The sequence below is a fragment of the Buttiauxella sp. BIGb0552 genome (assembly GCF_004366275.1).
Taxonomy (GTDB): domain Bacteria; phylum Pseudomonadota; class Gammaproteobacteria; order Enterobacterales; family Enterobacteriaceae; genus Buttiauxella; species Buttiauxella gaviniae.
The window spans coordinates 591,803-614,759 of record NZ_SODY01000003.1; the positions used below are offsets into that span (position 1 = coordinate 591,803).

The 22,957-nt window shown below is 48.8% G+C and carries 24 protein-coding genes and 2 tRNA genes; 6 read left to right on the forward strand and 20 right to left on the reverse strand.

Annotated features, from left to right (window positions below):
- Nucleotides 1-56 precede the first annotated feature (56 nt).
- The 10 genes from infB to rlmE all read right to left on the reverse strand — a co-directional run bounded on the left by infB (nt 57) and on the right by rlmE (nt 10,678).
- A complete protein-coding gene (infB, locus tag EDF88_RS11675; protein ID WP_134184799.1) occupies nt 57-2,741 on the reverse strand; it encodes a translation initiation factor IF-2 in 2,685 nt (894 codons plus the stop codon).
- Nucleotides 2,742-2,765: 24 nt separating this feature from the next.
- A complete protein-coding gene (gene nusA / locus EDF88_RS11680) occupies nt 2,766-4,253 on the reverse strand; it encodes a transcription termination factor NusA (protein ID WP_034459687.1) in 1,488 nt (495 codons plus the stop codon).
- Between the two features lie 27 nt (nt 4,254-4,280).
- Nucleotides 4,281-4,733 (reverse strand): ribosome maturation factor RimP, encoded by a 453-nt coding sequence (gene rimP, locus EDF88_RS11685; protein WP_072009469.1) that lies wholly within the window; start codon nt 4,731-4,733, stop codon nt 4,281-4,283.
- Nucleotides 4,734-4,943: 210 nt separating this feature from the next.
- Nucleotides 4,944-5,020, reverse strand: a tRNA-Met gene (locus EDF88_RS11690).
- A 60-nt stretch (nt 5,021-5,080) separates the two neighbouring features.
- A tRNA-Leu gene (locus tag EDF88_RS11695) sits at nt 5,081-5,167 on the reverse strand.
- A 45-nt stretch (nt 5,168-5,212) separates the two neighbouring features.
- On the reverse strand, nt 5,213-5,542 hold the full coding sequence (gene secG / locus EDF88_RS11700) for a preprotein translocase subunit SecG (RefSeq protein WP_034459692.1): 330 nt from the start codon (nt 5,540-5,542) through the stop codon (nt 5,213-5,215).
- A gap of 234 nt (nt 5,543-5,776) precedes the next feature.
- Nucleotides 5,777-7,114 (reverse strand): phosphoglucosamine mutase, encoded by a 1,338-nt coding sequence (gene glmM, locus EDF88_RS11705; RefSeq protein WP_064514058.1) that lies wholly within the window; start codon nt 7,112-7,114, stop codon nt 5,777-5,779.
- The gene (folP, locus tag EDF88_RS11710) at nt 7,107-7,955 is read right to left on the reverse strand and encodes a dihydropteroate synthase (protein ID WP_134184801.1); all 849 of its coding nucleotides are present in this window, start codon (nt 7,953-7,955) and stop codon (nt 7,107-7,109) included. Before folP ends, glmM begins: the two co-directional genes overlap by 8 nt.
- A 99-nt stretch (nt 7,956-8,054) precedes the next feature.
- Nucleotides 8,055-9,992, reverse strand: a complete 1,938-nt coding sequence (ftsH, locus tag EDF88_RS11715; RefSeq protein ID WP_064514062.1) for an ATP-dependent zinc metalloprotease FtsH — start codon at nt 9,990-9,992, stop codon at nt 8,055-8,057.
- 56 nt (nt 9,993-10,048) lie between these two features.
- Entirely contained in the window at nt 10,049-10,678 is a 630-nt protein-coding gene (gene rlmE / locus EDF88_RS11720) for a 23S rRNA (uridine(2552)-2'-O)-methyltransferase RlmE (RefSeq protein ID WP_134184803.1), read from the reverse strand.
- A 126-nt stretch (nt 10,679-10,804) separates the two neighbouring features.
- On the opposite strand from rlmE, the gene yhbY reads away from it, so the two are divergent.
- A complete protein-coding gene (gene yhbY, locus EDF88_RS11725; protein ID WP_064514066.1) occupies nt 10,805-11,098 on the forward strand; it encodes a ribosome assembly RNA-binding protein YhbY in 294 nt (97 codons plus the stop codon).
- A 106-nt stretch (nt 11,099-11,204) separates the two neighbouring features.
- Here yhbY and greA read toward each other — a convergent pair whose 3' ends face one another.
- Nucleotides 11,205-11,681 (reverse strand): transcription elongation factor GreA, encoded by a 477-nt coding sequence (gene greA, locus EDF88_RS11730; protein WP_034459707.1) that lies wholly within the window; start codon nt 11,679-11,681, stop codon nt 11,205-11,207.
- 254 nt (nt 11,682-11,935) lie between these two features.
- Between greA and dacB the strand changes: the two genes are divergently transcribed.
- From dacB to pmrB, 3 genes are read left to right on the forward strand one after another with little or no spacing between them, the layout of a single operon-like run.
- Complete coding sequence (dacB, locus tag EDF88_RS11735) at nt 11,936-13,369, forward strand: serine-type D-Ala-D-Ala carboxypeptidase (RefSeq protein ID WP_134184805.1); 1,434 nt, start codon at nt 11,936-11,938, stop codon at nt 13,367-13,369.
- Nucleotides 13,370-13,372: 3 nt separating this feature from the next.
- Entirely contained in the window at nt 13,373-14,035 is a 663-nt protein-coding gene (gene pmrA, locus EDF88_RS11740; protein WP_064514070.1) for a two-component system response regulator PmrA, read from the forward strand.
- The gene (gene pmrB / locus EDF88_RS11745) at nt 14,032-15,090 is read left to right on the forward strand and encodes a two-component system sensor histidine kinase PmrB (protein ID WP_134184807.1); all 1,059 of its coding nucleotides are present in this window, start codon (nt 14,032-14,034) and stop codon (nt 15,088-15,090) included. The genes pmrA and pmrB overlap by 4 nt, the downstream gene beginning before the upstream one ends.
- 40 nt (nt 15,091-15,130) lie before the next feature.
- Here the strand turns inward: pmrB and cgtA are convergent, their stop codons facing one another.
- The 4 genes from cgtA to rplU form a co-directional block, all read right to left on the reverse strand.
- A complete protein-coding gene (cgtA, locus tag EDF88_RS11750) occupies nt 15,131-16,303 on the reverse strand; it encodes an Obg family GTPase CgtA (protein ID WP_064514074.1) in 1,173 nt (390 codons plus the stop codon).
- Between the two features lie 16 nt (nt 16,304-16,319).
- Nucleotides 16,320-17,285: a DMT family transporter gene (locus EDF88_RS11755; protein WP_064514076.1), complete on the reverse strand. Its 966-nt coding sequence runs from the start codon at nt 17,283-17,285 to the stop codon at nt 16,320-16,322.
- A 118-nt stretch (nt 17,286-17,403) separates the two neighbouring features.
- Nucleotides 17,404-17,661, reverse strand: a complete 258-nt coding sequence (rpmA, locus tag EDF88_RS11760) for a 50S ribosomal protein L27 (RefSeq protein ID WP_024549632.1) — start codon at nt 17,659-17,661, stop codon at nt 17,404-17,406.
- Nucleotides 17,662-17,679: 18 nt separating this feature from the next.
- Nucleotides 17,680-17,991, reverse strand: a complete 312-nt coding sequence (gene rplU / locus EDF88_RS11765; RefSeq protein ID WP_034498836.1) for a 50S ribosomal protein L21 — start codon at nt 17,989-17,991, stop codon at nt 17,680-17,682.
- Between the two features lie 261 nt (nt 17,992-18,252).
- Here rplU and ispB point away from each other — a divergent pair, with 261 nt between their 5' ends.
- Together ispB and sfsB are read left to right on the forward strand one after the other, a co-directional pair.
- Complete coding sequence (ispB, locus tag EDF88_RS11770; RefSeq protein WP_064514078.1) at nt 18,253-19,224, forward strand: octaprenyl diphosphate synthase; 972 nt, start codon at nt 18,253-18,255, stop codon at nt 19,222-19,224.
- Nucleotides 19,225-19,448: 224 nt separating this feature from the next.
- Entirely contained in the window at nt 19,449-19,712 is a 264-nt protein-coding gene (gene sfsB / locus EDF88_RS11775) for a DNA-binding transcriptional regulator SfsB (protein ID WP_064514080.1), read from the forward strand.
- A 41-nt stretch (nt 19,713-19,753) separates the two neighbouring features.
- Here sfsB and murA read toward each other — a convergent pair whose 3' ends face one another.
- From murA to mlaD, 5 genes are all read right to left on the reverse strand, one after another.
- Nucleotides 19,754-21,022 carry a UDP-N-acetylglucosamine 1-carboxyvinyltransferase gene (murA, locus tag EDF88_RS11780; RefSeq protein WP_064514082.1) on the reverse strand — a complete coding sequence of 423 codons (1,269 nt, stop codon included), beginning with the start codon at nt 21,020-21,022 and terminating at the stop codon, nt 19,754-19,756.
- A 53-nt stretch (nt 21,023-21,075) separates the two neighbouring features.
- Entirely contained in the window at nt 21,076-21,330 is a 255-nt protein-coding gene (gene ibaG / locus EDF88_RS11785) for a BolA family iron metabolism protein IbaG (protein WP_034459734.1), read from the reverse strand.
- 125 nt (nt 21,331-21,455) lie between these two features.
- Nucleotides 21,456-21,758, reverse strand: coding sequence for a lipid asymmetry maintenance protein MlaB (gene mlaB, locus EDF88_RS11790; RefSeq protein WP_134184809.1), 303 nt, complete (start codon nt 21,756-21,758; stop codon nt 21,456-21,458).
- Nucleotides 21,758-22,387 (reverse strand): phospholipid-binding protein MlaC, encoded by a 630-nt coding sequence (gene mlaC, locus EDF88_RS11795; protein WP_134184812.1) that lies wholly within the window; start codon nt 22,385-22,387, stop codon nt 21,758-21,760. The genes mlaB and mlaC overlap by 1 nt, the downstream gene beginning before the upstream one ends.
- A gap of 18 nt (nt 22,388-22,405) precedes the next feature.
- Nucleotides 22,406-22,957, reverse strand: coding sequence for an outer membrane lipid asymmetry maintenance protein MlaD (gene mlaD / locus EDF88_RS11800; protein WP_134184814.1), 552 nt, complete (start codon nt 22,955-22,957; stop codon nt 22,406-22,408).

Consider the following 22,957-nt stretch of genomic DNA (forward strand, 5'->3'; position numbering starts at 1 on the left):
ATAAAATCAGGGGGCGCTCGGCCCCCTAAAGATATTAGCTATGTACCCGGCTGATATCAGGCGATGGTACGTTGGATTTCGATGATTTCGAATACTTCGATCACATCACCAACACGCACATCGTTGTAGTTCTTCACGCCGATACCACATTCCATACCGTTACGAACTTCGTTAGCGTCATCTTTGAAGCGGCGCAGGGATTCCAGCTCGCCTTCATAGATAACAACGTTGTCGCGCAGAACACGGATTGGGTTGTGACGTTTGACCACACCCTCGGTAACCATACAACCTGCGATTGCGCCAAATTTCGGTGATTTGAACACATCGCGAACTTCGGCCAGGCCGAGGATCTGTTGTTTCAGTTCCGGAGACAGCATGCCGCTCATTGCTGCTTTAACTTCGTCAATCAGATGGTAGATGACGGAGTAGTAACGCAGATCCAGGCTTTCTGACTCGATAACGCGGCGTGCAGATGCATCAGCACGAACGTTGAAGCCAACCAGAATAGCGTTAGAAGCTGCAGCAAGCGTAGCGTCAGTCTCAGTGATACCACCAACACCGGAACCGATGATTTTAACTTTAACTTCATCAGTAGACAGTTTCAGCAGGGAATCGCTGATCGCTTCAACAGAACCCTGAACGTCCGCTTTCAGCACAACGTTAACTTCAGACACTTCGCCTTCGGTCATGTTGGCGAACATGTTTTCAAGTTTAGATTTCTGCTGGCGAGCCAGTTTAACTTCGCGGAATTTACCCTGACGATACAGAGCAACTTCACGAGCTTTTTTCTCGTCACGAACAACTGTTACTTCATCACCCGCTGCCGGAACACCAGACAGACCAAGGATTTCAACAGGAATAGACGGACCCGCTTCAGTAACTTCACGACCCATTTCGTCACGCATTGCACGAACACGGCCATATTCGAAGCCACAAAGAACGATGTCGCCTTTATTCAGGGAACCTTCACGAACCAGAACAGTTGCTACCGGGCCACGACCTTTATCCAGGAAGGATTCGATAACCACACCGCTCGCCATACCATCACGCATTGCTTTCAGTTCGAGAACTTCAGCTTGCAGCAGGATTGCGTTCAGAAGTTCGTCAATACCAGTACCTGCTTTAGCAGATACGTGGATGAACTGGCTTTCACCGCCCCACTCTTCTGGCATGATGCCGTACTGAGACAGTTCCTGCTTAACGCGGTCTGGATCAGCTTCTGGCTTATCGATTTTGTTCACTGCGACCACTACCGGCACCTGCGCCGCTTTCGCGTGCTGGATAGCTTCGATAGTTTGTGGCATCACGCCATCGTCTGCAGCAACAACCAGAACAACGATATCCGTTGCCTGAGCACCACGAGCACGCATAGACGTAAACGCTGCGTGGCCCGGGGTATCCAGGAAGGTAACCATACCGTTTTCAGTTTCTACGTGGTATGCACCGATGTGCTGGGTAATACCACCCGCTTCGCCAGACGCTACTTTAGTAGAACGAATGTAGTCGAGCAGGGAAGTTTTACCGTGGTCAACGTGACCCATGATGGTAACAACTGGAGCACGTGACTCAGCAACTGCGTCAGTGTCACGGTCGCTCATCAGCGCTTCTTCCAGCTCGTTTTCACGGCGCAGGATAACTTTGTGGCCCATCTCTTCGGCAACCAGCTGTGCGGTTTCCTGGTCGATGACCTGGTTAATGGTTGCCATTGCGCCCAGTTTCATCATCGCTTTGATGACCTGAGAGCCTTTAACAGCCATTTTATTAGCCAGTTCTGCAACAGTCACTGTTTCGCCGATTACGACGTCACGGTTAACTGCCTGCGCAGGCTTGTTGAAGCCTTGCTGCAGAGAACTTGGTTTACGCTTACCTTTACCACCACGAACTGCAGCACGCGCTTCTTCACGGTCAGCTTTAGACTCGCCGTGTTTGCCGCCTTTTTTCTGGCGTGGTGCTTTAGTTGTCGCAGTACGAGCACGAGTACGGCCAGCTTCAACTTCGCGGTCGTTTTCGTCTTCAGCCTGGCGAGCGTGTTGAGAAGTGGTTACATGGTAATCAGATTTATCGTCTTCCACTTTCTCTTCTTCCGTCCAAACACCTGCGTTAGCTTCAGCCATTTTACGGGCCTCTTCAGCTACACGACGGGCGTCTTCTTCTAATTTGCGACGGGCTTCTTCTTCAGCTTTGCGCTTAAGCTCTGCAGCTTCAGCTTCGCGACGGGCTTTATCTGCCTGGGCGCTTTTCGTCATATCGTCTTGTTGATTGCTCACTTTGTCTTTTTCCGCAGCTTCACGTTTCGCTTTATCAGCGGCTTCACGCTTAGCTTTATCTTCAGCTTCACGTTTAGCTTTTTCTTGCGCCTGACGATTGGCAGCTTCCTGCGCCTCACGTTGGGCTTGCTCTTCCGCTTCACGCTGCGCCTGTTCTTCCGCGGCAAGACGTTCTGTCTCTTGCGGATCACGTTTCACAAAGGTGCGCTTCTTGCGGACTTCGATTTGTACCGATTTACTTTTCCCACCGGTACCTGGAATGTTTAAAGTACTGCGCGTTTTGCGCTGTAATGTCAACTTATCTGGCGCAGAACCGTGTTCACGATTCAGGTGCGCCAGTAATGTCTGTTTTTCCTGGGCCGAGACAGAATCATCAGCAGCCTTAGGGATCCCTGCATCAGCAAATTGCTGTACCAGGCGGTCCACGGAGGTCTGAATCTCTGCGGCCAGCGCTTTTACGGTTACATCTGTCATGCTGTTCCTTCCTGCTACAGTTTATTACGCTTCGCCGCCAAACCAGCAGATATTGCGAGCAGCCATAATCAATTCCCCGGCTTTCTCGTTGGTTAAACCTTCAATATCTGACAGATCGTCGACACCTTGCTCAGCCAAATCTTCCAGCGAGCTCACACCGCGTGAAGCGAGTTTAAAGGCCAAGTTGCGATCCATACCTTCGAGGTTCAGCAGATCCTCTTGAGGTTTGTTATCGCCCAGGCTTTCTTCCTGCGCCAATGCCAGTGTGGTGAGGGCGTTTTTGGCGCGATCACGTAATGCTTCCACTGTATCTTCATCAAGGCCATCAATTTCCAGCAACTCTTTCATCGGCACGTATGCCAACTCTTCGAGGGTGGAGAAGCCTTCTTCTACCAATACAGTGGCAAAATCCTCGTCGATCTCGAGGTATTTGGTAAAGGTATCAATGGCAGCATGTGCTTCAGCCTGATGTTTGGCTTGCAGGTCATCAACAGTCATGACGTTGAGTTCCCAGCCACTCAGCTGTGCAGCCAGACGAACGTTTTGTCCGTTACGACCGATTGCTTGCGCCAGATTGCCTGCCTCTACCGCGATATCCATTGTATGTTTGTCTTCGTCAACAACAATGGAAGCCACGTCAGCCGGAGCCATAGCATTGATAACGAATTGTGCCGGGTTATCGTCCCACAGCACGATATCAATACGCTCACCGCCCAGTTCAGTAGAAACTGCCTGAACACGCGCACCGCGCATGCCAACACAAGCACCTACTGGGTCGATACGCTTGTCGTTGGTTTTCACGGCGATTTTCGCACGAGAACCAGGATCACGAGCAGCGGCTTTGATTTCAATAACTTCTTCGCCAATTTCCGGCACTTCAATGCGGAACAATTCGATCAGCATTTCAGGCTTAGAACGGCTAACAAACAGTTGAGCACCACGAGCTTCCGGACGCACAGCATAAAGCACACCGCGGATACGGTCACCAGGGCGGAAGTTTTCACGCGGTAACATATCTTCGCGAAGAATTACAGCTTCAGCGTTGCTGCCGAGATCAAGAGAGATGTTCTCGCGGTTAACTTTCTTCACCACACCGGTGATGATTTCACCTTCGTGCTCGCGGAACTGATCAACCACCATTGCACGTTCAGCTTCACGTACTTTTTGTACGATAACCTGCTTTGCAGTTTGAGTAGTGATACGGTCAAAGGTTACAGATTCAATCTGGTCTTCAACATATCCGCCAACATTCAGCTCTGGATCTTCGAATTGAGCTGCATCAAGAGTGATTTCACGCGTAGGTTGAGTAACTTCTTCTACAATGACCCAACGGCGGAAAGTATCAAAGTCACCACTTTTACGATCGATGCTAACGCGCACATCAATCTCTTGTTCGTATTTTTTCTTGGTCGCTGTTGCCAGTGCACTTTCCAGCGCTTCGAAAATCTTCTCACGCGGCAGTGATTTTTCGTTGGAAACTGCTTCTACAACAGCCAAAATTTCTTTGTTCATCCTGGGTTTTCACCTCAATCCAAACTATTAAAAGTGGGGTACCAGGTTCGCTTTCTGGATGTTGCTCAGCGCGAACACTTCATCTTTGCCTTCCACCGTAACCGTGATCATCTCACCTTCTACGGCTTTAATAATACCCTGCCATTTACGACGGTTTTGCACGGCCATTCGCAACACAATGCTTACTTCTTCACCGGTAAAACGAACGTAATGCTCGGCGGTAAACATTGGGCGATCAAGGCCTGGTGAGGAAACTTCCAGGTTGTAAGCAACAGTGATAGGGTCTTCGACATCCAGTACTGCGCTTACCTGGTGACTGACATCAGCACAATCATCAACATTGATGCCATCTTCACTATCAATATAGATGCGCAGCGTGGATTGGCGACCTCGAACAAATTCGATTCCTACCAACTCATAGCCCAGCGCCTCGACCGGTGCTGAAATCATCTCTGTTAATTTTTGCTCTAATGTGGACAAGCCCACCCCCAAGAAATAAAAAAAGGGCATATAGCCCAGTTATTCTAAAGTCAGATAACAAAAAACCCCGATAAATCGAGGCTTTATATAACTGAACCCTGTACACCGCGAATGCGGCTCGGACAATATCCAGGAGAATTTTTTTCTAAATTCTTCGCGAGGCACCATCTGGTGTTCACAGTATATTTGAAAAAGAACTCTCAGGGAAAGTGGTTGCGGGGGCCAGATTTGAACTGACGACCTTCGGGTTATGAGCCCGACGAGCTACCAGGCTGCTCCACCCCGCGTCCGAAAACGTGGCAAATATTACGCCGATATTGCATAAAATGCAAGAAATGCAGATATTTTGGTACCGAGGACGGGACTTGAACCCGTAAGCCCAATCGGGCACTACCACCTCAAGGTAGCGTGTCTACCAATTCCACCACCTCGGCACTTTGAACACGGCAATCACTTCTTACCGTATTGAAGCTTACTACTTACTGCGGGATATCGCTGCTCGGCTTGGTAGGTGCCGCTGGCTGTGACTCAGTTTTTGTTGGCTGAGTTAAATTATCCCACACACTTCCTTTATCGGTTTTGTTGGTATTGAGGTTACCCAGTACCAGGCTGATGATAAAGAACAGCGTTGCTAACACAGCGGTCATGCGGGTCATGAAATTACCTGAACCACTTGAACCGAACAGCGTAGCGGAAGCGCCTGCTCCGAAGGAGGCTCCCATATCAGCGCCTTTACCTTGTTGCAGCATGATAAGACCCACAAGGCCCAAGGCTACAATAAGGAAAACAACTAAAAGAGCTTCGTACATATTATCAACCTGTTCCTTGCGGTATTACCGCATACCAAAGCTTCAAACCAGTCAAGCGGATACGTTTAAGTTTACCCACTGAAGCGGGTGAGAATACTAACCAAAGCCGGGGTCACGCGCAAGGGCAATTTATTCACATTTCACTGACTGGAGAAAAAAACAGCAATACATTTGGATTTGTTTATAAAACAGGCGGCAAATGCCGCCTTTTTACACAACCAAAGCGGTAATAAATTAAACCGCTTTTACGGCATCAGCGATGCGGTTGGCATACTCGATAACCAGCGCTTCATCTTCACCTTCTACCATCACGCGGATTAAAGGCTCAGTGCCCGATTTACGCAACAGCACACGGCCACGATTACCCAATGCATCTTCAACTTCAGCGGTCACTTTTTTAACTGAATCGTGCTCAAGTGGATCGCCGCTGCCCGCAGTAAAGCGCACGTTAACCAAAACTTGCGGGAATAATTTCATTCCGCTACACAAGTCATGAAGGCTCATATGGTTACGCACCATAGCGGTAAGTACTTGCAAACCTGCAACGATACCGTCACCAGTGGTGGTCTTATCTAGCAGGATCACATGACCTGAGTTTTCAGCACCAATTCTCCAGCCTTTCTCCTGAAGTTTTTCCAGTACATAGCGGTCGCCCACTTTTGCACGTGCAAACGGGATACCCAACTGCTTTAAGGCCAGTTCCAGACCCATATTGCTCATCAGCGTACCAACAGCACCACCGCGCAACTGGCCCTGACGGAGTCCTTCACGAGCAATAATGTAGAGGATCTGGTCACCATCAACTTTATGGCCCAGATTGTCCACCATGATGACACGGTCGCCATCACCATCAAGTGCAATACCGATGTCAGCTTTTTCAGCCAGCACTCGTTCCTGCAGCATACGCACGTCAGTGGCACCACATTTTTCGTTGATGTTGACGCCGTTCGGTTCACAACCCACGGTAATGACCGTAGCACCCAGCTCACGAAGCACATTTGGCGCAATGTGATAAGTCGCTCCATTGGCGCAATCGACAACAATTTTGAGGCTGCTGAGGCTTAACTCATTAGGGAATGTGCCTTTGCAGAATTCGATATAGCGACCTGCCGCATCAACAATACGGCTGGCTTTGCCAAGTTCCGCGGAATCAACACAGGTGATCTCTTTTTCCATTTCAGCTTCAATGGCTTCTTCAACTTCGTCGGGCAGTTTTGTGCCGTCAATTGAGAAGAATTTGATCCCGTTATCATAGAACGGGTTATGCGATGCAGAGATAACGATCCCTGCTTCGGCACGGAATGCTCGGGTCAGGTAAGCAACGGCAGGCGTTGGCATCGGACCGGTGAATGAAGCAGACAAACCCGCAGCAGCGAGGCCCGCTTCGAGAGCAGACTCCAGCATGTAACCAGAGATACGAGTATCTTTGCCGATAATAATCTTACGCGAGCCGTGGCGTGCTAATACTTTACCCGCAGCCCAGCCGAGCTTCAGCACAAAGTCAGGGGTAATTGGGGAATCGCCTACACGACCGCGGATGCCATCTGTGCCAAAATATTTACGGTTACTCATAGCGTTTTTTTTCCTTCGCTGAAAGTGTGGCTTCCACCACGCGCATCGCTTCGACTGACTCTTTTACATCGTGAACTCGAATGATGTTAGCCCCTTGCATCGCAGAAATGACTGCACACGCAATACTGCCACTCAGGCGTTGATCCGGCCCGACATTAAGCAGTTGGCCAACCATTGATTTACGCGACATCCCCACCAATAGCGGTAAGCCAAAGTGATGGAATTCGGAAAGTCGGGCCAAAAGTTGGTAATTGTGGGTCAGATTTTTACCGAAACCGAAGCCGGGGTCGAGCAACAATTTTTCTTTTGCGATGCCTGCCGCTTCACAGCGGGCTATTTGGTCGATAAAAAAGCGATTCACATCTGCAAAAACATCATCGTAACGCGGAGCCTGCTGCATATTCTTAGGTTCGCCCTGCATGTGCATCAGGCAAACAGGCAAACCAGTTTCAGCGGCTGCTTCAAGCGCGCCAGGTTCCTGCAACGAGCGAATATCGTTAATTATATGTGCCCCAACCCGAGCCGCTTCGCGAATCACCTCAGATTTGGAGGTATCGACTGAAATCCAGATCTCAAAGCGCTGTGCAATTGCTTCCACGACCGGAATCACACGCGACAGCTCCTCATCTACACTCACGTCAGCCGCCCCTGGGCGCGTCGACTCACCACCAATATCAATAATCGTCGCACCCGCATTGATCATCGCGTTAGCGTGTTTTAAGGCTTCCACTAACGAATTGTGCTTTCCACCATCGGAAAAAGAGTCTGGCGTGACGTTCAAAATACCCATGATATGAGGATGAGAAAGATCGAGCGTAGTGCCCTGAGCGGTGAGTTTCATCAAAATTCCCTGCATAGACTTTGGTTAAGACAAAAACAAAAACCCCGGGACAAGCCCAGGGTTTTATAGATTACTGCAGTAACATTCGGCAGAGACGACTTATTTATCGCCCAACTGCTCTGACATAGTATTACCAGGATTTGGCGTACGCGGTTCGTCGACCGGACGCGGTGCTCGTGGTGTACCATTGTTATCAGAATTGTTGTTGCCGCTATTTGATTCTTCCCAGCCCGCTGGCGGACGCACATCACGACGATTCATCAGATCATCAATCTGTGGAGCATCGATGGTTTCATACTTCATCAGTGCGTCTTTCATGGTGTGAAGAATATCCATATTTTCATTCAGGAGCTGACGAGCACGAGCGTAATTACGCTCAATCAACAGCTTCACTTCCTGATCGATGATACGTGCAGTTTCATCGGACATATGTTTCGCTTTCGCCACGGAGCGGCCCAGGAACACTTCACCGTCCTCTTCCGCATATAGCAACGGACCGAGTTTCTCAGAGAAGCCCCATTGGGTAACCATGTTACGAGCGATAGATGTTGCTACTTTGATGTCGTTAGACGCACCGGTAGAAACATGTTCAGCACCGTAAATAATTTCTTCAGCGAGACGACCACCGTACAGCGTAGAAATCTGGCTTTCAAGTTTCTGACGGCTCGCACTAATTGCATCACCTTCTGGCAGGAAGAACGTCACACCCAGCGCACGACCGCGCGGAATGATAGTTACTTTATGCACAGGATCATGCTCTGGAACCAAGCGACCAATAATTGCGTGACCCGCTTCGTGGTATGCGGTGGATTCTTTTTGCGCTTCTGTCATCACCATGGAGCGACGTTCAGCACCCATCATGATTTTGTCTTTCGCTTTTTCGAATTCAACCATGGAAACCACGCGCTTGTTGCCACGGGCAGCAAACAGAGCAGCTTCGTTCACCAGGTTTGCAAGATCCGCACCGGAGAAGCCAGGAGTACCACGTGCAATGATTGCTGGATCGACATCTGGAGCCAGTGGCACACGGCGGCTATGCACCTTCAGGATTTGCTCACGACCACGCACGTCTGGCAGGCCAACAACAACCTGACGGTCAAAACGACCTGGACGCAGCAACGCTGGGTCAAGTACGTCTGGACGGTTAGTCGCAGCGATAACGATGATACCTTCGTTACCTTCGAAGCCATCCATTTCAACCAGCATCTGGTTCAGTGTCTGTTCACGCTCATCGTGACCACCACCAAGACCCGCGCCACGCTGACGGCCTACGGCGTCGATTTCATCAATGAAGATGATGCATGGTGCCGCTTTCTTAGCTTGTTCAAACATGTCACGAACACGAGATGCACCCACGCCCACAAACATTTCAACAAAGTCAGAACCGGAAATAGTAAAGAACGGTACTTTCGCTTCACCCGCAATGGCTTTCGCCAGCAAGGTTTTACCGGTACCCGGAGGGCCAACCATCAGCACGCCTTTCGGGATTTTACCGCCCAGTTTCTGGAAACGGCTTGGCTCACGAAGATACTCAACCAGCTCAGCAACCTCTTCTTTTGCTTCGTCACAGCCAGCAACGTCAGCAAAAGTGGTCTTAATTTGGTCTTCGGTGAGCATACGCGCCTTGCTTTTACCAAACGACATGGCACCTTTGCCACCGCCGCCCTGCATTTGACGCATAAAGAAGATCCAGACCCCAATTAGCAATAGCATTGGGAACCAGGAGATGAAAATAGAAGCCAGCAAGCTTGGCTCTTCAGGCGGTTCGCCTACTACTTTCACATTTTTGGTCAGCAGATTATCAAGCAGCTTAGGATCGTTAACGGGGATGTAAGTCGTGTATCGGTTACTATCTTTCTTGGTAACTTTGATTTCACGTCCATTGATACTCGCTTCGCGAACCTGGTCTTGATTTACTTCAGACAGGAAAGTGGAGTAATCCACCCTACGGCCGTTTGACTCGCTGGGCCCAAAGCTCTGGAACACAGACATCAGCACAACCGCGATGACCAGCCAGAGTATTAGGTTTTTCGCCATGTCACTCAAGGGATTAACCTCATATTACAACTGTGTTAACAAACAGCGTCAGGGGACTATACTTTTCGCCCAGTCGCTACAATGTACACTTCACGTGAGCGGGCACGAGAAGAGTCCGGTTTACGAACTTTAACTGTCGTAAACAGGGAGCGAATTTCCCGCAGGTACTCATCGAAACCTTCGCCCTGAAACACTTTCACTAAAAAACTACCACCCGGTGCAAGAACATCACGACACATTTCCAGTGCCAGCTCTACTAAATACATAGACCGAGGAATATCAACTGCCGGTGTCCCGCTCATATTTGGAGCCATATCTGACATGACAACCTGAACTTTACTGTCACCAACACGATCCAACAGAGCTTTCACGACTAATTCATCACGAAAGTCACCCCGAAGGAAATCAACACCAACGATAGGATCCATTGGTAAAAGATCGCAAGCAATGATTCGCCCCTGATTCCCGATTTGAGTCACCACATACTGTGACCAGCCTCCGGGAGCAGCGCCAAGATCAACAATAGTCATTCCTGGCTTAAAAAGTTTGTCACTTTGCTGTATTTCATCAAGTTTAAACCAGGCACGGGAACGTAACCCTTTTTTCTGCGCCTGAATTACATATTTATCGCTAAAGTGTTCCTGCAGCCAGCGACTAGAGCTGGCAGAACGCTTTTTACCTGTCATCTCAAATTCCAACTTTGTTCATCGTGAATAGCAGGCTGTAAGAGTTATCAGCACAGCCGATTGGCGATACGGGAGATATGGCGGTAGAATGAACCGTTTTCAATCCCAACGTAAGCAAAAAATACGATGAATCTGAGTACTAAACAAAAACAGCACCTGAAAGGTCTTGCTCATCCGCTCAAGCCAGTAGTTATGCTTGGCAATAACGGTTTGACCGAAGGGGTACTGGCCGAGATTGAACAAGCGCTTGAACATCATGAGTTAATCAAGGTGAAAATCGCAACGGAAGATCGCGAAACTAAAACCTTGATCGTGGATGCCATCGTGCGTGAAACCGGCGCCTGTAATGTACAGGTTATCGGTAAAACGCTGGTGCTCTATCGCGCGTCTAAAGAGCGCAAAATCTCTCTGCCGAAATAAGCAGAGAGTGTGCAAAATGCCACGCTCTGTTAGTTGATAAAAGGCCGCGGTGCGGCCTTTTTCCTTTCTTTACAATACGCCACGCTATAAAAAAGCGTAGCAGATATTATAAATATTCCACTTTTAGTATTTCGAACTCAACATCACCACCCGGCGTGCGGATAACAACAACATCCTCCTGCTCTTTGCCCACAAGGCCACGAGCAATCGGTGAGTTCACTGAAATAAGATTCTGTTTAAAATCAGCTTCATCATCACCAACAATGCGATAAGTCTGCTCTTCGTCGTTATCCAGATTCAAAACTGTAACGCTCGCGCCAAAAATGACACGGCCATTGTTTGGCATTTTGGTGATATCGATAATCTGAGCGTTGGACAGCTTCGCTTCGATATCCTGGATACGGCCTTCACAAAAACCCTGTTGCTCACGCGCGGCATGGTACTCAGCGTTTTCTTTCAGATCGCCATGTTCGCGAGCATCAGCAATCGCGGCAATAATTTGTGGGCGGCGCACAGACTTCAGGAAATCCAGCTCTTCACGTAATCTTTCTGCGCCACGTAGGGTCATCGGAATAGGTTGCATTGTTATACCTCTTCAAAACTTTCCTGTTCAGAATTACCAAACGGTATTCCTGAATCCAGAGCCTGGTTTGCTTTAAATAAGCCAAACCCCTGGCACTAAGCAAAATAAAACTGACCCGGAGCAAAGCACCAGGCCAGTAACGGTTTCCAAATTGACCTGTATTTTACCCTGGAGTTCACTAAGGGTCATCGTTTACTTTGCACTGCTTTGCACCGTAGTATGACGATACGTTTCCAGGTTGTTACCGCGAGATTATGCGATTTTTTAGATTTGTCATTGGATTGACCAGTGCTGTGGTGTTTACCGTCCAGGCCGCCAACGTTGAAGACTATACTTCCCAGCTACCCGCTGGCGCGAACCTGGCTTTGATGGTGCAAAAAGTTGGTGCGCCGGCCCCATTGATTGACTATCACAGTCAACAGATGGCGCTGCCCGCGAGCACCCAAAAAGTCATCACGGCTCTGGCAGCATTATTACAATTGGGCCCAGATTTCAGGTTTAACACCACGCTTGAAAGTAATGCGCAAGTCAATAACGGTGTATTGCAAGGTGACCTTATTGCCCGATTTGGTGGCGATCCTACGCTAAAACGTCAGGATATTCGCAATATGGTCGCAGTCCTGAAAAAGTCAGGCGTACAGCAAATTCAGGGTAATGTACTGATCGACACATCCATATTCGCCAGTCATGACAAAGCGCCTGGCTGGCCGTGGAATGACATGACTCAGTGTTTTAGCGCTCCGCCCGCTGCTGCAATCGTCGACCGAAACTGTTTTTCTGTTTCGCTCTATAGTGCCCCAAAAGCTGATGATTTAGCCTTCATCCGCATCGCTTCCTACTATCCTGTGGTTATGTTCAGCCAGGTGAGAACTCTCGCCAAAGGCTCACCAGATGCACAATATTGTGAACTGGATGTAGTGCCAGGCGACTTGAATCGTTTTACGCTTACTGGCTGCATGACACAACGTGCAGACCCCCTCCCACTCGCTTTCGCGATACAAGATGGAGCCAGTTACGCGGGAGCGATTTTGAAGGCCGAGCTGAAAGAGGCTGGGATCAGTTATAGCGGAACCTTATTGCGTCAGACGCAATCCAATACCCCTGGAACGGTAATTGCCAGCAAGCAATCTGCACCACTGCACGATTTGCTAAAGGTAATGCTAAAGAAATCAGACAACATGATCGCCGATACTGTTTTTCGCACCATCGGCCATAACCGTTTTGGCGTACCAGGGACCTGGCGTTCAGGTGCTGATGCAGTACGACAAATTCTGCGCCAAAAAGCGGGTGTCGATTTAGGTAATAGTATCGTCGTAGATGGTTCGGGATTGTCTCGACATAATCTGATTTCACCCGCCACCATGATGCAGGTGTTGCAATACATCGCCCAGAATGACACTGAGCTTAACTTTATCTCAATGTTACCGTTGGCCGGTTATGACGGCTCACTGCAGTATCGTGCAGGCCTACATCAGGCAGGTGTTGACGGCAAAGTTTCGGCTAAGACAGGCTCACTGCAAGGTGTATATAACCTTGCCGGATTTATCACCACTGCTAGCGGCCAGCGCATGGCCTTTGTGCAATATTTGTCAGGCTATGCTGTTGAGCCTGCCGATCAACGTAACCGTCGTATCCCATTAGTGCGCTTTGAAAGTCGCCTCTATAAGGATATCTACCAGAATAATTGAGTTATGAAACTGCTGATTGTTGAAGACGATTTACTGTTACGGGAAGGCCTGGTGCTGGCATTAAACAACGAGGGTTATGCTCTCGATTGTGCAACGACAGCCGCCGAAGCGGATGCACTGATAGAAAGTGGTGAATATGGCATGATCATCCTCGATCTTGGCCTGCCAGACAAAGATGGTGCCACTCTTTTGAGGCAATGGCGACGCCGTAGTATCAGTACACCAGTGTTGATATTAACAGCACGTGACGCGCTTGAAGATCGAGTTAACGGTCTGGACTCTGGTGCCGATGATTATCTGGTCAAACCCTTTGCTCTAGCTGAATTACAAGCTCGTACGCGGGCATTGATTCGCCGCTATCAGGGACATAGCGATAACCTTCTTCAGCATGATGATCTGACACTCAACCTGCAAACTCAGCAAGTGCTGCTACAAGACCTGGCTGTTGAAATCACGCCCAAAGAGTTCGCGTTACTCACACGCTTAATGATGCGAATCGGGCAGACGGTGCACCGTGAAACATTACAGCAAGATATCTACAGTTGGCAGGATGACCCTGGCTCAAATACGCTAGAAGTGCATATCCACAATCTTCGACGCAAGCTAGGCAAAGACAGAATAAAAACCGTGCGTGGTGTTGGCTATCGACTGGAGAGCCGAACATGAATAGCATGCGCCAGCGATTGATGATTCTTCTCGCTCTTATTCTCTTGTTTTTCCAGCTAATTAGTGTCATTTGGTTATGGCATGAAAGTCGTGAGCAAATCAGTTTCCTGGTCAGTGAAACGCTGTCTGCCAAGGCACGAAATCAGCATGTAGAGAAAGAGATCCGCGAAGCTATTGCTTCATTGCTTGTTCCTTCCCTGGTGATGATTGGTTTCACATTGTTCTTTTCTTTCTGGGCGATCACCTGGATTACCCGTCCATTGAATCGCCTGCGCACCAGTCTTGCTAATCGTTCCGCTGATAATCTTACCCCTCTGCCAATGTATTCAGACATGGAAGAGATGGTTGCCGTCACCAATTCACTGAATCAATTGCTGGCAAGGCTTGCTCATACCATTCAGCAAGAACGCTTATTTACTGCAGATGCCGCACACGAGCTTCGTACGCCGCTTGCTGGCATCCGACTGCACCTTGAGTTGATGGCAAACTCAGGCGTTCAGCAAGCCCCTATGCTGTTGGAGCGAATAGATCAGCTGATGCATACCATAGAGCAGTTGCTAATGCTCTCGCGTGCGGGGCAGGCTCTGGCGAGTGGGCATTACGATACGCTGAACTGGCAACGCGACATTATTTCGCCGCTCAAGATGGAAATGGAAGAAATGGTCGCCTTACGCGAGCAAACCATCGTCTGGGCAAAAGAAAGTGAAAATATGGTGCAAGGGGATGCGGTATTGCTGCGCCTGATGCTACGTAACCTGCTGGAAAATGCATCCCGTTACAGCCCGACGAAAAGTATTATAACGGTTTCGTTAGATACTCAGGGGGCTGGCGCGACACTGATGATTGCTGATCAGGGACCCGGCATTAATGAACAGCACCGCAAGACGATTACCGACCCGTTCCGTCGTATGGATGAACGTTATGGTGGCAGTGGTCTTGGGCTGAATATTGTCCAGCGTATTGTACAGTTACACCATGGAAGGTTAGATTTGGAAAACGGCCCAGAAGGAGTTGGTCTGCTAGCAAGTTGCTGGATACCTTCGCAAAGCCAATAAAAAAGGCCGGAAAAATTCCGGCCCTTCATTAGATAACGTCTTATTTTTGGTAGATGATTTCGACACCTTCGTCGTCATCTTCATCCCAGTCGTCATCCCAGTCATCATCTTCTTCTGCTTCTACTGCATCGAGTTGCTGTTGATGATAATCATCCCACATAAACTCGACTTTCTCAGGAGCAACAGGCTGAAGCTCAGTGATTTTCGGGTTAGCAATGATGAAGTCCATTACATCCCAGCACAGTGCATTAACGCCTTCGCGGTTAACTGCAGAGATCAGGTAGTACTTCTCTTCCCAGCCCATTGCGGTCGCAATTTCTTTTGCACGCGCTTCGGCGTCTTCTTTGCTCATCAAATCGCATTTGTTGAAGACCAACCAGCGTGGCTTCTCAGCAAGTTTCTCGCTGTATTTTTCCAACTCACCAATGATGACTCGGCCATTTTCAACCGGATCTGATTCGTCAATTGGTGCGATATCGATGAGGTGCAATAACACGCGGCAACGCTCAAGGTGTTTCAGGAAGCGGATGCCGAGGCCTGCGCCATCAGCTGCACCTTCGATAAGCCCTGGAATATCGGCAACCACAAAGCTCTTCTCGTTATCCATACGGACAACACCAAGGCTTGGGATAAGCGTAGTAAACGGATAATCCGCCACTTTTGGTTTTGCCGCAGAGACAGAACGAATAAAGGTAGATTTACCCGCATTTGGCAAACCAAGCATACCCACGTCTGCCAACAGCAGCAGCTCAAGTTGGATATCACGCTTCTCACCTGGGGTACCCATGGTTTTCTGGCGTGGTGTACGGTTTACAGACGACTTGAAACGGGTGTTGCCCAAACCGTGCCAGCCGCCTTTAGCAACCATCAGCTTCTGACCATGCTGGGTCATGTCACCCATAGTCTCGCCAGTGCCCTGATCGATAACACGCGTCCCTACAGGCACTTTAACGGTAATGTCTTTACCACGTTTACCGGTACAGTCACGGCTCTGGCCATTTTGACCACGTTCAGCGCGGAAAGATTTCTCAAAGCGATAGTCGATAAGGGTGTTGAGGTTTTCGTCAGCCTCAAGCCACACATCACCACCATCACCGCCATCACCACCGTCCGGGCCGCCTCTGGGAATATATTTTTCACGACGGAAGCTAACGCAGCCGTTACCGCCATCACCTGCTACGACCAGGATCGTTGCTTCATCAACAAACTTCATTTCACTTCTCCGTAAATCATTCGCCCGAACGTTGTACTGGAAGAACAGCTTCGGTTTTGCGCCAGCGTCCCCAAAGACGGTGACCAATGGCTGAATACATCGCACCTGCAACCACGATAAACGCGCCGCAATAACCCACAAGGTTAAGTAACGGCATGGCGAAGAAATCGGGCCAGGCTAACGCTAATAAATCTGAAAATAGCAAAGTAAACAGCGGAGTTAGCGTAATAATGGCGCTAACCTGTGCCGCCTGCCACCGTGCCATGGCTTCTGCCAGTGCCCCATACCCAACCAGTGTATTCAGGCCACAGAAAACTAAACACGCCAGTTGCCAATTACTGAGTTGGAAGATTTTATCCAACTGAGCCAATGGAAAAAGCGCAAGAGTACATAAAGTGTACAGTAAAAAGAGGATCTGTTGCGAGGCCAGGCGGCGTAATAATACCTTCTGCGCCACACCATAGGTGACCCACACTGTCGCCGCCAGAACACCGAAAATCACCCCAAGGGTGTAATCTGTCAGGCGGGTAAAAATTTCTATCAGGCTGGTATTAAAAAACATCACCAACCCGCAAAGAAGCATTGTGGCCCCGATGACCTGCGTACCGCGCATTTTTTCTTTCAGCACAACAACGCTTGCCACCATCATTCCCACCGGGGAAAGCTGGCCAATAACTTGAGATGCCGTCGGGCTTAAATACTGTAGTGATGAACTAAACAGCAAAAAGTTACCGAACAAGCCACCCGTTGCAATCGCGAGTAGGCCCAACCAACGTGGCTTTCTGAACAACGCCAACGGAGGCAATTTTCCGCGTATCGCGAGAATACTACCCAAACCCAGACTTGCCATCAGGAAGCGATAAAAAACAACCGTTGGCGGTTCCATTACCGTCAGCACCTGTTTCATCGCTATTGGCAATGCACCCCAGCAAATTGCTGTTGTAAGCGCCAGGAGAATGCCAATCCCTGCCTGCTGTTTCATGATCTAATCCTACAACCCGAAATCTGAAGAAAATACTTCATTGATTTACCGGTCGCAGAATGTAAAAAGCCCCGCAACGTGTTGCGGGGCTTCTATCCGTTACCGGGACGCGAAAAACTTATTCAGCAACGATGCTGATGAACTTACGGTTTTTCGGACCTTTAACTTCGAACTTAACTTTACCGTCAGTCAAAGCGAACAGAGTATGATCTTTGCCGCAACCTACGTTGGTGCCAGCGTGGAATTTAGTACCACGTTGACGAACGATAATGCTGCCTGCCAGAACTGCTTCTCCGCCGAAACGTTTTACGCCCAGACGTTTAGCTTCGGAATCGCGACCGTTACGAGTAGAGCCGCCAGCCTTTTTATGTGCCATTTAATATGCTCCCCTGTATTAAGCGCTGATGCCGGTGATTTTCACATCAGTGAACCACTGACGATGACCCTGCTGCTTACGGTAGTGTTTACGACGACGAAACTTAACAATCTTAATTTTCTCGCCACGACCATGAGCAACAATTTCAGCTTTAACTACGCCGCCATCGACGAAAGGAACGCCGATTTTGATTTCTTCACCATTAGCGATCATCAGAACTTCTGCGAACTCAACTGCTTCGCCAGTTGCGATGTCCAGCTTTTCCAGGCGAATGGTTTGACCTTCGCTTACTCGGTGTTGTTTACCACCACTTTGGAAAACCGCGTACATATAAAACTCCGCTTTCCGCACGCACCCTACGTATGTTTCAGGTGGCGCTATAAATATTCACAATAGGGCGCGAATATTACGCAAAACGAGACCCTTTGACAAGCCCTGTCATTAAACAGAGTAGAAAAAAAACGCAACATCACACCAGCCGTTTATCTGCCTCGTTTTTTCAGTACAATCTGTACTACATTATTACTCCTCTACCCTCACGTGATTCCATAAAGACATGTGGTAAACAGGACTTTAAGCCAGACTTTTGCGATGAATTTAGAAAAAATTAACGAGTTAACCGCGCAAGATATGGCGGGAGTCAATGCGGTCATCCTTGAACAGTTGAATTCAGATGTCCAATTGATCAATCAGTTAGGGTATTACATCGTCAGTGGCGGTGGTAAACGTATCCGCCCAATGATTGCTGTTCTTGCTGCTCGCACGCTTGGTTATCAGGGAAGCGCGCATATCAATATTGCGGCTCTCATTGAATTTATCCACACCGCGACACTACTTCATGATGATGTCGTTGATGAGTCAGATATGCGTCGCGGGAAGGCAACGGCTAACGCCGCATTTGGCAATGCCGCTAGTGTATTAGTTGGTGATTTTATTTATACCCGCGCCTTCCAGATGATGACTCAACTAGGCTCGCTCAAGGTTCTGGAAGTGATGTCCGAAGCGGTGAATGTCATAGCCGAGGGTGAAGTTCTGCAATTGATGAATTGTAATGACCCTGATATTACTGAAGAAAGCTATATGCGGGTGATTTACAGCAAAACAGCGCGTTTGTTCGAAGCTGCAGCTCAGTGCTCAGGTATTTTAGCTGATGCAACTGCGGAACAAGAACTCGCACTTCAGGATTATGGCCGCTATCTCGGCACTGCTTTCCAGCTTATCGACGATCTTCTGGACTATAGTGCCGATGGGCAAACACTTGGTAAAAATGTGGGTGATGACCTGAACGAAGGCAAGCCGACTCTCCCTTTACTGCACGCAATGCGTAACGGTAACGCTGAGCAAGCAAAGATGATTCGTGAGGCTATTGAGCAAGGCAACGGGCGTCATTTACTGCAGCCAGTGTTAGATGCTATGGCGGCCTGTGGCTCGCTGGAATGGACTCAACTACGAGCAGAACAAGAAGCTGACAAAGCTATTTCAGCTCTGAATGTTCTGCCTGAAAGCGAGTACAAAGAAGCTTTAATTGCTCTGGCTCGCATGGCTGTTCAACGCGATCGTTAATCTCTAGTTAGTGCGCCGTTTAAAGGCGCACTAAGTTTCCAATAAATTCATTCCAGCCCTCAAAACCACTCCCCGCAGGATCCTGTATTCATTGGTTTCATTCACTTTGTGTGTGTTAACACAAATTTGAATTTTTACGCCATTTATTGGAGTCTTTTGGGTGAATGCTGTGCTATAACCGCAATTGAGTAAACCGGTAAATAGAAGTGGTTACAGGGAGAAACATGGAAAGTAACAATACTGACTGGCACCCGGCAGATATCATTGCAGGGCTACGCAAACGCGGAACATCACTTGCGGCTGAATCACGGAAAGCAGGTCTGAGCTCTTCTACTTTGGCTAATACGTTGACACGCCCCTGGCCAAAAGGTGAATTAATCATCGCGCAGGCACTGGAAACTTCACCTTGGGTGATTTGGCCTTCACGCTACTACGATCCGGAAACTCATCAGTTCATTGACCGAATGAGTTTGATGCGGAAAAGATAAAAAAACCGGGCAAGCCCGGTTTTTCTTTTTAACAACGAATTTTATTCGCCGCTATTACCTTTCACACGTTCAATCTTCGCACCTAATGCCTGAAGTTTATCTTCAATGCGCTCGTAGCCACGATCGATGTGGTAAATCCGATCAACCACGGTGGTCCCTTCTGCGATACAACCCGCCAGAACGAGGCTTGCTGACGCGCGCAGGTCGGTTGCCATTACTTGTGCACCAGATAGCTTCTCAACGCCGTGGCAAATCACTGTATTGCTCTCAATCTCTGCATGTGCGCCCATACGGATAAGTTCCGGGACGTGCATGAAGCGATTTTCAAAAATGGTTTCAGTGATAACACCAGTACCTTCCGCCACGAGGTTCAACAAAGTGAACTGAGCCTGCATGTCTGTAGGGAAGCCTGGGTGCGGCGCAGTACGGATTGTCACGCCTTTTGGACGCTTACCGTGCATATCGAGGCTAACCCAATCTTCGCCAACTTCAATATCAGCACCCGCTTCGCGCAGCTTCGCCAGCACCGCATCAAGCGTGTCTGGTTGAGCATTACGGCAAACAATTTTCCCACCAGAAATCGCAGCTGCTACCAGGAAAGTACCGGTTTCGATACGATCTGGCACCACACGATAAACACCGCCACCCAAACGTTCAACGCCCTGGATAGTAATGCGATCGGTGCCTGCACCTGTAATTTTCGCACCCAGCGTGTTGAGGAAGTTCGCTGTATCAACGATCTCCGGCTCACGGGCAGCGTTTTCAATGATAGTTGTACCTTCAGCAAGAGTTGCAGCACTCATAATGGTAACAGTGGCACCTACGCTCACTTTATCCATCACAATATGCGCACCCTTCAGACGGCCCTGAACAGAAGCTTTAACGTAGCCTTCTTCCAGTTTAATTTCCGCACCCAGTTGCTCAAGGCCGGTAATATGCAAATCAACCGGACGTGCACCAATTGCACAGCCGCCAGGTAAAGAAACCTGGCCCTGGCCAAAGCGTGCGACCAGCGGCCCAAGCGCCCAGATAGAAGCACGCATGGTCTTAACCAGATCATAAGGCGCACAGAAGATATTTACTTCACTGGCATCGATCCACACTGAACCGTTACGTTCAACTTTGGTACCCAACTGGCTTAACAGCTTCATTGTGGTATCAATGTCTTTCAGTTTTGGAACGTTTTGAATCTCAACTGGCTCTTCGGCCAACAGTGCTGCGAAGAGGATCGGCAGCGCGGCGTTCTTCGCCCCGGAGATCGTCACTTCACCACTCAGTCGGGTTGGCCCCTGAACTCGAAATTTATCCATTGCAACTGCTCTCTATTAAATTCAAATCGTTACAACCCGCCGTGGCGAATTGCTCAAAAACCATTAAGTTTACGATCGCGATCCCACTCTTGCGGAGTATAGGTCTTGATGGAAACCGCATGGATACGGTTATCAGCAATCAGCTCCATCAATGGCGCATAAACTGTTTGTTGCTTCTTCACGCGACTTAACTCGGCGAATAACTCACCCACCGCAATCACCTGAAAATGGCTACCATCGCCTGAGACGTGGACTTCCTGGAGGGGCAGTGCATTCATCAGCACTGTCTGAATTTCATGATTTTCCATGGGATATAATTCGTCGGTTAAGGAAACAAGCCACACATCTTAGAGGAAAGTGGCGCAGGCTTAAATAAGCAAAAAGCCCCTGATCCAATTAGATCAGGGGCAATGATAGTAACGCTATGAAAACACTAGCCTGCAAAAGCAGGAAGGATGTCTTCTGGCAGGTTATAAAGTTTAGTCAGCGTCTGTAAGTTCTCGCTGGCGCCCTGGAGTTCTATCTCAACATTTTGACACCGGGCAAAATCCACAAGATGAATCAAAAGCGCTAAACCTGAAGTATCTACACGCGATAAACCAGAAAGATTTAACACTTTGATACCAGCCATGATTTGCTCACGCTGACGCCATACTGGCCCCACCGTATCGCTATCTAACTCACCCGCCAGGTGCAACGTTGCGGCTTCACGCTGCCAGTTAAGTTCATCAGCCATTACTTTTTATTTTCCAGGGTAATTGGCAGTTTAGAGATTGATTGCAGCTGAGACGTCAAACCATCAATCCCTTTGGTACGCAGGATATCGCTCCACTCGTTTTGCTTAGTGGTAATCATGCTGACACCTTCAGCAATCATGTCGTAAGCCTGCCAGTTACCAGTTTGTGTGTTTTTGCGCCACTGGAAATCAAGACGCACAGGTGGACGGCCGTTTGGATCAACAATCGTTACACGAATCGCCACAATGGTCGCATCACCCAGAGGCTGCTCAGGTGCGATTTGGTAGGATTGCCCGTTATACATCGCAAGCGCCTGGCCGTAGGCCTGTTTCAGATACGCCTCGAACGCTTTGAAGTAGGCATCACGCTGTGCAGGGGTGGCATCTTTATAGTAGCGGCCCAGTACCAGTGCACCCGCGTATTTCACCTGCACATATGGTAGAAGTTCTTGCCCAACAACTTCACGCAAATAGTCCGGATTCTGACGAATTTTAGGCTGCTCGTTTTTCAGTCGGTCAAATGTTTTTTGCGCCGCTTCGCCCATCAGTTTGTATGGGTTGCTTTGATCCGCAGCATTCGCCAGTGGCGCAATAACCAACATGGCAATCATGATAAATCTTTTAAACATAAAACTTTTCCTCTTAGATTAGTGCGTCGTGCCAGGCTGTGGCGCTGCACTATTATTCTCTGAATCCTGCGATGAGGAATCCTCTGATTTCTGATTATCGCCATTACCGCTCTTATACAAGAATTGGCCAATCAGATCTTCCAACACCAGGGCTGATTTAGTGTCCTGAATCGTGCCGCCCTCTTTAAGGATAGATGAACCTAGTTCAGGGTCATCAAAACCAAGGTTCAGTGCGAGGTATTGCTCACCGAGTAAACCTGAAGTGCGGATAGCTAACGAACTGGTATCAGGAATATGGTTATAGCGTTCTTCGATATCCAGAGTGACTCGCGGTAAGTACGTTTTTGGATCAAGTGTAATGTCATCAACGCGTCCAATCACTACGCCGCCAAGGCGTAATGGAGAACCGGTTTTCAGGCTACCGATGTTGTCAAAGGTGGCGTAAACCCGATACGTTGGCTCACTGCGCAGCGAAGTGACATTAGCCACTTTCAGACACAAGAAGACGATGGCTGCCAATGCAATAATTAAAAATGCCCCAACCCCAGTTTCAAATTTCTTAGTTTGCAT